General features: G+C 58.6%; 14 protein-coding genes. 12 read left to right on the top strand and 2 right to left on the bottom strand.

The window, feature by feature from the left end; translation table 11 throughout:
- Positions 1-414: 414 nt before the first annotated feature.
- Entirely contained in the window at positions 415-1,092 is a 678-nt protein-coding gene (locus tag GTQ41_RS09465; RefSeq protein WP_047293097.1) for an alpha/beta family hydrolase, read from the bottom strand.
- 95 nt (positions 1,093-1,187) lie between these two features.
- Here GTQ41_RS09465 and ccoN (GTQ41_RS09460) point away from each other — a divergent pair, with 95 nt between their 5' ends.
- From ccoN (GTQ41_RS09460) to ccoP (GTQ41_RS09425), 8 genes are all read left to right on the top strand, one after another.
- Entirely contained in the window at positions 1,188-2,612 is a 1,425-nt protein-coding gene (ccoN, locus tag GTQ41_RS09460) for a cytochrome-c oxidase, cbb3-type subunit I (protein WP_047293096.1), read from the top strand.
- Between the two features lie 10 nt (positions 2,613-2,622).
- The gene (ccoO, locus tag GTQ41_RS09455; protein ID WP_003223389.1) at positions 2,623-3,231 is read left to right on the top strand and encodes a cytochrome-c oxidase, cbb3-type subunit II; all 609 of its coding nucleotides are present in this window, start codon (positions 2,623-2,625) and stop codon (positions 3,229-3,231) included.
- A 3-nt stretch (positions 3,232-3,234) separates the two neighbouring features.
- Entirely contained in the window at positions 3,235-3,432 is a 198-nt protein-coding gene (locus GTQ41_RS09450) for a cbb3-type cytochrome c oxidase subunit 3 (RefSeq protein ID WP_041067875.1), read from the top strand.
- Positions 3,429-4,382 carry a cytochrome-c oxidase, cbb3-type subunit III gene (ccoP, locus tag GTQ41_RS09445; RefSeq protein ID WP_217325485.1) on the top strand — a complete coding sequence of 318 codons (954 nt, stop codon included), beginning with the start codon at positions 3,429-3,431 and terminating at the stop codon, positions 4,380-4,382. The genes GTQ41_RS09450 and ccoP (GTQ41_RS09445) overlap by 4 nt, the downstream gene beginning before the upstream one ends.
- Positions 4,383-4,863: 481 nt before the next feature.
- Complete coding sequence (gene ccoN, locus GTQ41_RS09440; RefSeq protein WP_047293093.1) at positions 4,864-6,306, top strand: cytochrome-c oxidase, cbb3-type subunit I; 1,443 nt, start codon at positions 4,864-4,866, stop codon at positions 6,304-6,306.
- Positions 6,306-6,914 carry a cytochrome-c oxidase, cbb3-type subunit II gene (gene ccoO, locus GTQ41_RS09435; protein ID WP_041067866.1) on the top strand — a complete coding sequence of 203 codons (609 nt, stop codon included), beginning with the start codon at positions 6,306-6,308 and terminating at the stop codon, positions 6,912-6,914. The genes ccoN (GTQ41_RS09440) and ccoO (GTQ41_RS09435) overlap by 1 nt, the downstream gene beginning before the upstream one ends.
- Positions 6,915-6,920: 6 nt before the next feature.
- Positions 6,921-7,106: a CcoQ/FixQ family Cbb3-type cytochrome c oxidase assembly chaperone gene (locus GTQ41_RS09430; protein WP_003175465.1), complete on the top strand. Its 186-nt coding sequence runs from the start codon at positions 6,921-6,923 to the stop codon at positions 7,104-7,106.
- Positions 7,103-8,086, top strand: a complete 984-nt coding sequence (ccoP, locus tag GTQ41_RS09425; protein ID WP_047293090.1) for a cytochrome-c oxidase, cbb3-type subunit III — start codon at positions 7,103-7,105, stop codon at positions 8,084-8,086. The genes GTQ41_RS09430 and ccoP (GTQ41_RS09425) overlap by 4 nt, the downstream gene beginning before the upstream one ends.
- Before the next feature lie 54 nt (positions 8,087-8,140).
- On the opposite strand, the gene GTQ41_RS09420 is transcribed toward ccoP (GTQ41_RS09425), so the two are convergent.
- Positions 8,141-9,145: a metallophosphoesterase gene (locus GTQ41_RS09420; RefSeq protein WP_047293089.1), complete on the bottom strand. Its 1,005-nt coding sequence runs from the start codon at positions 9,143-9,145 to the stop codon at positions 8,141-8,143.
- Between the two features lie 252 nt (positions 9,146-9,397).
- On the opposite strand from GTQ41_RS09420, the gene GTQ41_RS09415 reads away from it, so the two are divergent.
- The 4 genes from GTQ41_RS09415 to ccoG all read left to right on the top strand — a co-directional run bounded on the left by GTQ41_RS09415 (position 9,398) and on the right by ccoG (position 12,053).
- Positions 9,398-9,598, top strand: a complete 201-nt coding sequence (locus GTQ41_RS09415) for a hypothetical protein (RefSeq protein WP_080963258.1) — start codon at positions 9,398-9,400, stop codon at positions 9,596-9,598.
- A gap of 152 nt (positions 9,599-9,750) precedes the next feature.
- Positions 9,751-10,005: a type II toxin-antitoxin system Phd/YefM family antitoxin gene (locus GTQ41_RS09410; protein ID WP_041067899.1), complete on the top strand. Its 255-nt coding sequence runs from the start codon at positions 9,751-9,753 to the stop codon at positions 10,003-10,005.
- On the top strand, positions 10,005-10,415 hold the full coding sequence (locus GTQ41_RS09405; RefSeq protein WP_047293087.1) for a type II toxin-antitoxin system VapC family toxin: 411 nt from the start codon (positions 10,005-10,007) through the stop codon (positions 10,413-10,415). Before GTQ41_RS09410 ends, GTQ41_RS09405 begins: the two co-directional genes overlap by 1 nt.
- Positions 10,416-10,637: 222 nt before the next feature.
- Positions 10,638-12,053 (top strand): cytochrome c oxidase accessory protein CcoG, encoded by a 1,416-nt coding sequence (gene ccoG, locus GTQ41_RS09400; RefSeq protein ID WP_047293085.1) that lies wholly within the window; start codon positions 10,638-10,640, stop codon positions 12,051-12,053.
- Positions 12,054-12,061: the final 8 nt, after the last annotated feature.

Below are 12,061 nucleotides of genomic sequence, written 5' to 3'. Positions count from 1 at the left end.
ATCGACTCAAGCATATAGTTAAAATCATTCCCGATATTTTCTTTATGCCCGGGCCACATCACATCTTCCTTGATTGCTTCAAGTACATGATTGAGTTTTTCCGACACACGCTTTTGATCTTGATCCACGGGCGACATCGGAAGGCTGAGTGGAGGGATTGATCCGGGGGTGGGAGCGCAGCGACCGTTTGGCGCAGCCAAACACAGCGAGAGGAGGTGCAGCGAAGCAAACCGTAGGCGCTGCGCCCCGGATCGATCCCGCAGCGAAGGAACCCCGAGCCTCAGCGAGCGGGCCGGACGTAGGAGCAAGACCTTTTGGTTACTTTTGGGGCGTTTGCCAAAAGTGACCCGCCGTAAGGGCGGAACCCTAAGCAGCCATAACCGCAGCAACGGATATACACCCCAAAACCAAACCTCAACGAAGAAACCCGGCAACCTTCTCCACCGCCGAAGCCAAATGATCCGAATGCGTAAACCCGGAAACCTTCAGCGGCTTCAAATCATGATCCCCAGAGGCCAGCCAAAACACCTCAATACTCGGCGATAGATCGTAAGCCTCGACAGCCTCCCGATTGCCAAGCGCATCCCGCTCCCCCTGAAGAATCAACGTCCGAGTCCGCAAACAAGCCAAATGCTCAACCCGCGGCTTCTCCGGTTTCCCCACCGCATAAAACGGGTAACCCAGACAAACCAACGCATCAGCCCCCAACTCATCGGCCAAGAGACTGGCCATCCGCCCCCCCATCGACTTCCCGCCAACCGCCAAAACCCCAGCGACATGACGTCGCACTTCAGCGAACACTTCGCGCCAGCACTCAAGCAGTTTCGGCGCCGGATTAGGCGGCCGTTTACTACCGTCGATACGCCGCTGCGCCATATAAGGAAACTCAAACCGCAACACGTTCACGCCCAACCCAGCAAGGCGCCCAGCCATATCCGTCATCCAGTCACTGTCCATCGGCGCACCCGCCCCATGGGCCAGGATCAATGTCGCCGAAGCCTCGCCCGACGCTGCATCCCAAAGCCACCCGTGATCCCGCACGCACTGCGCCCATTGATCCCCGTCAATACTGGCCTTGTGCTGTTTGTCCATGCTTGCCTCGCTTTTAGTCTGCCTATAACTCCAGACGAAGGATTCGCGGCGTTTTCTGCGCGCGCTCACTTCGGCTGAACCGTGGATGGGGAACCATGAACACTTCTATCAGTACCGCCTACAACTACAAGGTGGTCCGCCAATTCGCCATTATGACGGTGGTGTGGGGCATCGTCGGCATGGGCCTCGGGGTTTTTCTCGCGGCCCAATTGGTCTGGCCGGAACTCAACTTCAATTTGCCCTGGACCAGTTTCGGCCGTCTGCGCCCGCTGCACACCAACGCGGTGATCTTCGCCTTCGGTGGTTGTGCGCTGTTCGCCAGTTCGTTCTATTCGGTGCAGCGCACCTGCCAGACGCAATTGTTCGCGCCGAAAATCGCCGCGTTCTGCTTCTGGGGCTGGCAACTGGTGATCCTGCTGGCAGCCATCAGCCTGCCGCTGGGTTACACCAGCTCCAAGGAATACGCCGAGCTGGAATGGCCGATCGACATCCTGATCACCATCGTCTGGGTCGCCTACGCCATCGTGTTCTTCGGCACGATCATGCAGCGCAAAACCAAGCACATCTACGTCGGCAACTGGTTCTTCGGCGCGTTCATCATCACCGTGGCGATTCTGCATATCGTCAACAACCTTGAGTTGCCGGTGAGCCTGACCAAGTCCTACTCGGTGTACGCCGGTGCGACCGACGCGATGGTGCAATGGTGGTACGGCCACAACGCCGTAGGCTTTTTCCTCACCGCCGGTTTTCTCGGGATGATGTACTACTTCGTGCCGAAACAGGCCGAACGTCCGGTGTATTCGTATCGCCTGTCGATCGTGCACTTCTGGGCGCTGATCACCCTGTACATCTGGGCCGGCCCGCACCACCTGCACTACACCGCGCTGCCAGACTGGGCGCAGTCGCTGGGCATGGTGATGTCGCTGATTCTGCTGGCACCGAGCTGGGGCGGCATGATCAACGGCATGATGACCCTCTCGGGCGCCTGGCATAAGTTGCGCAGCGACCCGATCCTGCGCTTCCTCGTGGTGTCGCTGGCGTTCTACGGCATGTCGACCTTCGAAGGTCCGATGATGGCGATCAAGACCGTCAACGCCCTCTCCCACTACACCGACTGGACCATCGGCCACGTACACGCCGGCGCGCTCGGCTGGGTGGCGATGATTTCCATCGGCGCGCTGTACCACATGATCCCGAAAGTCTTCGGCAAAGAGCAGATGCACAGCATCGGCCTGATCAACGCGCATTTCTGGCTCGCGACCATCGGCACCGTGCTCTACATCGCCTCGATGTGGGTCAACGGCATCGCCCAGGGCCTGATGTGGCGCGCAGTCAACGAGGACGGCACGCTGACCTACTCCTTCGTCGAAACCCTGGTGGCCAGCCACCCAGGCTTCATCGTGCGTCTGGTGGGTGGGGCGATCTTCCTCAGCGGCATGTTCCTGATGGCTTACAACACCTGGCGCACCGTGCGGGCCTCGCAGCCTGCTGACGTCGTTGCTGCCGCGCAGATGGCCTGAGGAGTCCGCCATGAAACACGAAACGATTGAAAAGAACGTCGGCCTGCTGATGCTGCTGATGGTGTTTGCCGTGAGCATCGGCGGCCTGACCCAGATCGTCCCGCTGTTCTTCCAGGACGTCACCAACAAACCGGTGGAGGGCATGAAGCCCTACACCGCGCTGCAACTGGAAGGCCGCGACATCTACATCCGCGAAGGCTGCGTCGGTTGCCATTCGCAGATGATTCGCCCGTTCCGCGCCGAAACCGAACGCTACGGGCACTACTCGGTGGCCGGTGAGAGCGTGTGGGATCACCCGTTCCTGTGGGGCTCCAAGCGTACCGGTCCGGACCTGGCCCGGGTCGGCGCGCGTTACTCGGATGACTGGCACCGTGCGCACTTGTACAACCCGCGCAACGTGGTACCCGAGTCGAAAATGCCGGCCTACCCGTGGCTGGTGACGCAAGCGGTCGACAGCAGCCACACCGAAACCAAGCTCAAGACCATGCGCACCCTCGGCGTGCCGTACACCGACGATGACATCAGCGGCGCGGTTGCCAGCCTCAAGGGCAAGACCGAGATGGACGCCCTCGTCTCCTACCTGCAAGTGCTTGGCACTGCGATCAAGAGCAAGAGGTGAGCCATGGTCATTGAAATGAGCACAGGCCTCATACGTGGCCTCGGCACGGTCGTGGTGTTCGTCGCCTTCGTCGGTCTGACCTTGTGGGTATTCAATCGCAAGCGCACCCCGGAGTTTGCCGAAGCACGTCTGCTGCCGTTCGCCGACGAGCCGCAACCCGACACTACCCCCGCATCTGAAACAAGGAGTACCCGGCCATGACCACCTTCTGGAGTACGTGGATCTGCGTACTGACCATCGGCAGCCTGATCGGCCTGACCTGGCTGCTGATCGGCACGCGTCGGGGCGAGACCAAGGGCAGCGTCGACCAGACCATGGGCCACAGCTTCGACGGCATCGAGGAGTACGACAACCCGCTGCCGCAGTGGTGGTTCATGCTGTTCGCCGGCACGCTGGTGTTTTCCGTGGGCTATCTGATCCTCTATCCGGGTCTGGGCAACTGGAAAGGCATCCTGCCCGGCTACGAGGACGGCTGGACCGGTGTCCACGAGTGGGAAAAGGAAATGAGCAAGGCCGACGCCAAATTCGGGCCGATCTTCGCCAAGTTCGCCGCCATGCCGGTGGAAGAAGTGGCGAAGGATCCGCAGGCGCTGAAAATGGGTGGCCGACTGTTCGCCTCCAACTGCTCGGTGTGCCACGGTTCCGACGCCAAGGGCGCGTTCGGTTTCCCCAACCTGGCGGACAAGGACTGGCGCTGGGGCGGCAGTGCCGAGACCATCAAGGCCACCATCATGGGTGGGCGGATGGCGGCGATGCCGGCCTGGGGCGAAGTGCTCGGCGAGACCGGGGTGAAGAACGTCGCGGCGTATGTGCGTCACGAACTGGCCGGCCTGCCGCTGCCGGCCGACAGCAAGGCTGACCTGCAGGCCGGACAGCAAGCGTTCAGCACCACCTGCGTAGCCTGTCATGGGGCAACCGGCCAAGGCACTGAAGCCATGGGTGCGCCGAACCTGACGCACCCGGCCGGATTTATCTACGGCACCAGCCTGACGCAGCTTGAGCAGACCATTCGCCATGGTCGCCAAGGCCACATGCCGGCGCAGAACGAACTGCTGGGCAACGATAAAGTGCAATTGTTGGCCGCTTATGTGTACAGCCTGTCTCACCGATTGAATACAGAAAAACTTATTACTGAAGACAAAAAGCAATAAGCATTGCGTACACCTCTGCCGCATCGTTCTCGATGCGGCAGCATCCCGCCCCTTTGCGACGCATTGTCGCACCCCGTCACACCCTCTCCTTTCGAATCCTCCGAAACGGGTCTACGCTTGCTCGATGCGGACTGGCCCGTGCCGGTTCCAGGTCGACCTTGAGCGATGTGTTCGACAAATCGCCTGACTGACAGGGCGCAAAGCCCGGTACATACCGGCTGTCGCGTCGATGACCGTCCGTCACCCGATCACTGCGTTCGAACACACCTCGTTACAACCGACCTGAACCCCTCGCTTTTTTCGTCCGCTGCGACATTTTGTCCGAGGCCGATTTTGTCCTTACGCGGCGTATGGAAAGGCCGCAGAATCAGCGTTGGAAAGCATTGACCCAGGTCATGGCGCGTTGCAATGACCCCCTGCTCTCTGCATACTTGCGGCCGATTTTAATCCTAATAAAACACCCAAACCGTGGAACCTTAGAATGAGCACAGCAATCAGTCCGACTGCTTATAACTATAAGGTAGTCCGCCAGTTCGCCATCATGACGGTGGTCTGGGGGATCCTTGGCATGGGGCTCGGTGTCTTCATCGCCTCGCAACTGGTCTGGCCGGAATTGAACTTCGGTCTGCCGTGGACGAGCTTTGGACGCCTGCGCCCGTTGCACACAAACCTGGTGATTTTCGCCTTTGGTGGTTGTGCACTGTTTGCCACTTCCTACTATGTCGTGCAGCGAACCTGCCAGACGCGACTGATCTCCGACAGCCTCGCCGCCTTCACCTTCTGGGGCTGGCAGGCAGTTATCGTCGGCGCAATCATTACCTTGCCGCTGGGCTACACCACCACCAAGGAATACGCCGAACTGGAATGGCCGCTCGCCATTTTGCTGGCCATTGTCTGGGTCTCCTACGGGCTGGTGTTCTTCGGCACCATCACCAAGCGCAAGACCAAGCATATCTATGTCGGTAACTGGTTCTACGGCGCGTTCATCGTCGTGACCGCAATGCTGCACATCGTCAACCACGCCTCCTTGCCGGTGAGTTTCTTCAAGTCCTACTCCGCCTACTCGGGCGCGACCGACGCGATGATCCAGTGGTGGTACGGCCACAACGCCGTGGGCTTCTTCCTGACCACCGGCTTCCTCGGGATGATGTACTACTTCGTGCCGAAACAGGCCGAACGTCCGATCTACTCCTATCGCCTGTCGATCGTGCACTTCTGGGCCCTGATCACCCTGTACATCTGGGCCGGCCCGCACCACCTGCACTACACCGCATTGCCGGACTGGGCGCAATCGCTGGGCATGGCGATGTCGATCATCCTGCTGGCACCGAGCTGGGGCGGCATGATCAACGGCATGATGACCCTGTCGGGCGCCTGGCATAAGCTGCGCACCGACCCGATCCTGCGCTTCCTCGTGGTGTCGCTGGCGTTCTACGGCATGTCGACCTTCGAAGGTCCGATGATGGCGATCAAGACCGTCAACTCGCTCTCGCACTACACCGACTGGACCATTGGCCACGTACACGCCGGCGCGCTCGGCTGGGTAGCGATGATCTCGATCGGCGCGATCTACCACATGATCCCGAAACTGTTCGGCCGCGCGCAGATGCACAGCGTCGGCCTGATCAACGCGCACTTCTGGCTCGCGACCATCGGTACCGTGCTGTACATCGCCTCGATGTGGGTCAACGGCATCACTCAGGGCCTGATGTGGCGTGCAATCAACGATGACGGCACCCTCACCTACTCGTTCGTCGAAGCGCTGCAGGCCAGCCACCCGGGCTACATCGTCCGTGCCTTGGGCGGTGCATTCTTCGCCAGCGGCATGTTCCTGATGGCTTACAACGTCTGGCGCACCGTGCGCGCCTCGAACCCGGTTGAAGCCGAAGCCGCCGCCCAGATCGCTGTCGTTGGAGCTCACTGATGAAGCATGAAGCTGTCGAGAAGAATATTGGCCTGCTGGCCTTCTTCATGGTTATCGCCGTCAGCATTGGCGGCCTGACCCAAATCGTTCCGCTGTTCTTCCAGGACGTCACCAACAAGCCGGTCGAAGGCATGAAGCCGCGCTCGGCACTGGAACTGGAAGGCCGCGACGTCTATATCGCCAACGGTTGTGTCGGCTGCCACTCGCAGATGATCCGTCCGTTCCGTGCCGAAACCGAACGCTACGGCCACTACTCGGTCGCCGGTGAAAGCGTCTGGGACCACCCGTTCCTGTGGGGTTCCAAACGTACCGGTCCGGATCTGGCTCGCGTGGGCGGTCGTTACTCCGATGACTGGCAGCGTGCGCACCTGTACAACCCGCGCAACGTGGTGCCTGAGTCGAAAATGCCGGCTTACCCGTTCCTCGTGGAAAACAAGCTCGACGGCAAAGACACGGCCAGGAAAATGGAAGTGTTGCGCACGCTCGGCGTCCCTTACACCGACGAAGACATCGCCGGTGCAAAAGAGGCCGTGAAGGGCAAAACCGAAATGGACGCGCTGGTGGCCTACCTTCAAGGCCTGGGCACCATCATCAAAAGCAAACGGTGATTCTTTATGGATATCGGGATGATTCGCGGCCTGGGCACCGTTGTCGTGATGGTGGCCTTCATCGGTTTGGCGTTGTGGGTATTCAGCCCCAAGCGCAAGTCGGAGTTTGAAGACGCAACCTTGCTGCCTTTTGCGGATGATCCCGAAGCCATCAAGCACGTCGAGCAAGCTTCTAGGAGTAACAAAGAATGACTACATTCTGGAGTCTGTACGTCACAGTCCTCAGTCTCGGTACGATCTTTTCCCTGACCTGGCTGCTGCTGTCGACCCGCAAGGGCCAGCGCAGCGAGCAGACGGAAGAGACCGTGGGCCACTCCTTCGACGGGATCGAGGAGTACGACAACCCACTGCCGAAATGGTGGTTCATGCTGTTCGTGGGCACCATCGTCTTCGCCCTCGGTTATCTGGTGCTGTACCCGGGTCTGGGCAACTGGAAAGGCCTGTTGCCGGGCTACAACTACCTTGATAACGACAAGCAGACCGCGTTCGCCAACGGCCAGACCGGCTGGACCGGCGTGCACGAGTGGGAAAAGGAAATGGCCCGCTCGGACGCCAAGTTCGGTCCGATCTTCGCCAAGTTCGCGGCGATGCCGATCGAGGAAGTCGCCAAGGATCCACAGGCACTGAAGATGGGCGGCCGTCTGTTCGCCTCCAACTGCTCGGTGTGCCACGGTTCCGACGCCAAAGGCGCCTATGGCTTCCCGAACCTGACCGACGCCGACTGGCGCTGGGGCGGCGAGCCGGAAACCATCAAGACCACCATCATGGGCGGTCGTCACGCGGTGATGCCGGCCTGGGCCGACGTCATTGGCGAGCAAGGCGTCGCCGACGTCGCAGCCTTCGTGGTCACTCAACTTGATGGCCGCAAACTGCCGGAAGGCACCAAGGCTGACCCGGCCAACGGCCAGAAACTGTTCGCCGCCAACTGCGTGGCCTGCCACGGACCGGAAGGCAAAGGCACCCCGGCGATGGGCGCACCGAACCTGACCCACCCGGCCGCGTTCATCTACGGTTCAAGCTTCGCCCAACTGCAACAGACCATCCGTTACGGCCGTCAGGGCCAGATGCCTGCGCAGGAACAACTGCAAGGCAACGATAAGGTGCACTTGCTGGCGGCGTATGTTTACAGCCTGTCCCACGGTGAAAAACCCGCTGAAGCCGAGGCCCAATAAGGCCAACGCCTGACGCAAAATAAAGCCCCCGCCAGTGCTCTGGCGGGGGCTTTTTCATGGGCGACTGGCCCAGATCGATTTCACCGGCACTGTGGCCACCGGCTGACGATTGCGCCACTGATTACCCTCGACCAGACTCACCTCCAGTTGTTTGCGGTCTTTGGAAAAGCTCGCCGTCAGGTACGTCTGTTGAGAAGCGGCACCGCTGAGAAACATCGGCACACTGCCCATGTAGGTCTGGCTGCCACCCTCGCCGTGATAATGGCCAGCAAACATCGCCGTCACCTGATACTTTTCAATCATGTCGCGAAAGCGCTTCTGTTGCTCCCAACTGCCTGCCCAGTCATAGGGTTTGTGCATGTTGATAATGATCGCGTAGCCTTGCGCTCGCGCTATTCGCAAATCATTTTCCAGCCAGTCCAGCGACTCTTTGATGTCGAACGAAGTCGGATTCAGCGCATGGGAAATCTTCACCTGGTAAGTCGGTTCATTGTTCAACTGCACCAGGTGGACTTCACCGATATTCTTTGAATACGCCAGACTGCCGAGATAGTGCTTATTCAAAAAGCTGCCGCTCACTTCAAGATCAAACTCATCGACTTTATCCACGTGATGATCGCGATAATCGACAATGCTGCCCGCCGCACAACTCTCACTAAAACAATCATTCACGTTGTTCTGGTAATCATGATTGCCCAACCCATAGAGAAAGTGATCGCCAAAGTATTTGCTCAGCATCGTCCTCATGAAGGAGCGCTGCCAGCCATGGCCGAACGCAGTGATGTCGCCGTTGATCATCAACGGTACGCTGGCCTGGCCGCCCATCTCGTTGCGAAACTGCGCAATACTCGCGAACTGATTCTCCACCAGCCATTTCGAGCGTTTTTCAAAATCCGCGCTCGGCTCATCTTCACCACTGTCCGATTTTTCCGTCCACGGGTATTGCGGGTCCGAGGCAAATACCATGTGCTGCGGAACACCCTCATTGGCACTGGCGAGAGAGGTCAGCGATAACAGGTACAGACAAGCGAACAGCTTTTTAACTTCCTTGATTTTCATAACATTCCATTATTGCGTTAACTTTCAAAACACGAACATGCAACTAGCACGCTGCAGAACAGCCACCAAGCTATTCGAAAATAATAAAAAATTAAAAGCCCTCAATTAACTAATTATATTTCTACGTTATTGGCATAGCCGTTGAAATTAATACTTTGAGACACATGTGCGGTGGACGCGTTTCAGCATGCTCTGTAGGGTCTGCCACAGCCCGGTGACCCGCACCGGAGCCACTTCAAGGATGAAGCCGCTATGTTGAATAACGACAAACATTGTCTTCCGGTTGATCAGCCGCTGACTGAATCTGATCAACCAATTGAATCATTGGAAACAACTGTAGAAACCATTACCGTGACATTCGACAATCCGTCACAACCCGATTCCAAGAGCACCACAAAACGCCATCGAAATACCGGCAGTCTCGACAGCCTGGGCGGCGGCAGGCTGCCCTGAGTCTTGAAGCCACGTGTGAATCAACCTGAGCCGGCCTGCGCCTTGTGCGGGGCTGGCTCGACTAATGCCAGCCATGGACCGACCAACGGACGGCTGAGTCCTGTCTTCCTCGATTGCCGCCCTAAAGGCGGAGTAGCGAGAGGTCAACCATGATGGCAATCACCACCATCTCCAGCCGTGAATTCAATCAGGACACCAGCAGCGCCAAAAAGGCTGCGCGTCTGGGTCCAGTGATCATCACAGACCGTGGTAAGGCTTCTCATGTTCTTTTGAGCATTGAGGAATATCAGAAACTGAGCGGCGCAAACACAAGCATTGTCGATTGGTTGGTCATGCCGGAGGCTGCCGACATCGATTTCGAAACCGAGCGCGCAGTCATCATTCATCGTCCCGTGGACCTGTCCTGATGTATTTACTCGACACCCATGTGATTTCCGAACTTCGCAAGCCGCAAGCCGATGCCAATGTGGTCAGTTGGGCCAAAGGCGTCATCGCCCCGTGTGTGTACATTTCCGCCATTACTCTGAAAGAACTGGAAACCGGAGTCCTGCGAACGGAACGGCGTGATCCTGCTCAAGGAAAGCTGTTGCGCAGTTGGCTGACGCGTCACGTCATGCCGGCATTCGAAGCTCGAATCCTGCCGGTTGATGCTGCAGTAGCGCTACGTTGTGCCAGCCTGCATGTGCCCGACCAGACCAATGAAAGCGATGCATTGATCGCTGCCACGGCCCTGGTGCATGGACTCACGGTGGTCACGCGTAATGTCGATGATTTCCGCTCGAGCGGCGTCGCCGTGATCAATCCGTGGGAACAATGAATTAGCTGCCACTGCAAAACCGTCCATACTCAACAAGTCAATTGATCTGCATCAGGCTTTTCTGCATTCGCTACACCAATAATGCTTTTTTCCCAACGCGACCAAAGGTCGCACCCTTGAGTTAGAGCGACAGGCGTATCATTGCGCCACTGCAACACCCCTTTCTGACCGCGGTCGGCACGTATCGACCGAGGCATTTGTCCACTGCCGTGGGATGCAATGATGAGCAACCAGATTCCGGTACACGACGTCACACCACCGAGCAAAAACGCGAACAACAGCGTCGACCTTTACGCCTCTCGAGAAAAAATCTACACCCGTGCTTTCACTGGCCTGTTCCGCAATCTGCGGATGATGGGCGGCGCTGCGCTGTTCCTGTTGTATTTCGGTACGGTGTGGCTGAACTGGGGCGGGCATCAGGCGGTGTGGTGGAACTTGCCGGAGCGCAAGTTCTTCATCTTCGGCGCCACGTTCTGGCCGCAGGACTTCATCCTGCTGTCCGGCCTGCTGATCATTGCCGCGTTCGGCCTGTTCTTCATCACCGTTTACGCCGGCCGCGTCTGGTGTGGCTACACCTGTCCGCAAAGCGTGTGGACGTGGATTTTCATGTGGTGCGAGAAGGTCACCGAAGGCGATCGCAACCAGCGTATCAAGCTCGATAAAGCGCCAATGAGCGGCAACAAGTTTCTGCGCAAGCTCGCCAAACATTCGCTGTGGCTACTGATCGGTTTCGTCACAGGCATGACCTTCGTCGGCTACTTCTCGCCGATCCGCGAACTGGTATTCGATTTCTTCACTGGCCAGGCCGATGGCTGGTCGTATTTCTGGGTCGGCTTCTTCACCCTCGCCACCTACGGCAACGCTGGCTGGCTGCGCGAACAGGTGTGCATCTACATGTGTCCGTATGCACGCTTCCAGAGCGTGATGTTCGACAAGGACACCCTGATCGTGTCCTACGACCCGCGTCGCGGCGAAAGCCGTGGCCCGCGCAAGAAAGGTGTCGATTACAAAGCCATGGGCCTGGGCGATTGCATTGACTGCACCATGTGCGTCCAGGTGTGCCCGACCGGTATCGACATCCGCGACGGACTGCAGATCGAGTGCATCGGTTGCGCCGCGTGCATCGATGCTTGCGACGCGATCATGGACAAGATGGACTACCCGCGCGGCCTCATCAGCTACACCACCGAACACAACCTCTCGGGCCAGAAAACCCATAAACTGCGGCCGCGCCTGATCGGCTATGCGGTGGTGCTGCTGGCGATGATCAGCCTGCTGGTGACCGCATTCTTCATGCGCTCGCTGGTCGGCTTCGACGTCAGCAAGGACCGCGTGCTGTACCGCGAGAACGCCGAAGGCCGGATCGAAAACGTCTACAGCCTGAAGATCATGAACAAGGATCAGCGCGACCACACCTACGTGCTGGAGGCCGCCGGCCTGCCGGATCTGCGCCTGCAAGGCAAACGCGAGATCACGGTCCCGGCCGGCGAAATCTTCAGCATGCCGGTGGAGTTGTCGAGCGCACCGGAACAATTGCCGTCGAGCACCAACGAGGTGAAATTCATCCTCAAGGACGCCGACGACGACAGCGTCCACGTTGAAGCCAAGAGCCGATTCATCGGCCCACAAACCCGTTGAGAGAACTG

The organism is Pseudomonas sp. AN-B15 (genome assembly GCF_019056475.1).
In the GTDB taxonomy this organism is placed as follows: domain Bacteria; phylum Pseudomonadota; class Gammaproteobacteria; order Pseudomonadales; family Pseudomonadaceae; genus Aquipseudomonas; species Aquipseudomonas parakoreensis.
Note: the sequence above shows the minus strand (reverse complement) of the source record. Positions and strands in the feature narration are given on the sequence as shown.

What these genes read in the sequence shown, in the direction of transcription:
- GTQ41_RS09465 (WP_047293097.1), bottom strand. Translation starts at nt 1,092, where the DNA reads ATGGACAAACAGCACAAGGCCAGTATTGACGGGGATCAATGGGCGCAG.
- ccoN (WP_047293096.1), top strand. Translation starts at nt 1,188, where the DNA reads ATGAACACTTCTATCAGTACCGCCTACAACTACAAGGTGGTCCGCCAA.
- ccoO (WP_003223389.1), top strand. Translation starts at nt 2,623, where the DNA reads ATGAAACACGAAACGATTGAAAAGAACGTCGGCCTGCTGATGCTGCTG.
- GTQ41_RS09450 (WP_041067875.1), top strand. Translation starts at nt 3,235, where the DNA reads ATGGTCATTGAAATGAGCACAGGCCTCATACGTGGCCTCGGCACGGTC.
- ccoP (WP_217325485.1), top strand. Translation starts at nt 3,429, where the DNA reads ATGACCACCTTCTGGAGTACGTGGATCTGCGTACTGACCATCGGCAGC.
- ccoN (WP_047293093.1), top strand. Translation starts at nt 4,864, where the DNA reads ATGAGCACAGCAATCAGTCCGACTGCTTATAACTATAAGGTAGTCCGC.
- ccoO (WP_041067866.1), top strand. Translation starts at nt 6,306, where the DNA reads ATGAAGCATGAAGCTGTCGAGAAGAATATTGGCCTGCTGGCCTTCTTC.
- GTQ41_RS09430 (WP_003175465.1), top strand. Translation starts at nt 6,921, where the DNA reads ATGGATATCGGGATGATTCGCGGCCTGGGCACCGTTGTCGTGATGGTG.
- ccoP (WP_047293090.1), top strand. Translation starts at nt 7,103, where the DNA reads ATGACTACATTCTGGAGTCTGTACGTCACAGTCCTCAGTCTCGGTACG.
- GTQ41_RS09420 (WP_047293089.1), bottom strand. Translation starts at nt 9,145, where the DNA reads ATGAAAATCAAGGAAGTTAAAAAGCTGTTCGCTTGTCTGTACCTGTTA.
- GTQ41_RS09415 (WP_080963258.1), top strand. Translation starts at nt 9,398, where the DNA reads ATGTTGAATAACGACAAACATTGTCTTCCGGTTGATCAGCCGCTGACT.
- GTQ41_RS09410 (WP_041067899.1), top strand. Translation starts at nt 9,751, where the DNA reads ATGGCAATCACCACCATCTCCAGCCGTGAATTCAATCAGGACACCAGC.
- GTQ41_RS09405 (WP_047293087.1), top strand. Translation starts at nt 10,005, where the DNA reads ATGTATTTACTCGACACCCATGTGATTTCCGAACTTCGCAAGCCGCAA.
- ccoG (WP_047293085.1), top strand. Translation starts at nt 10,638, where the DNA reads ATGAGCAACCAGATTCCGGTACACGACGTCACACCACCGAGCAAAAAC.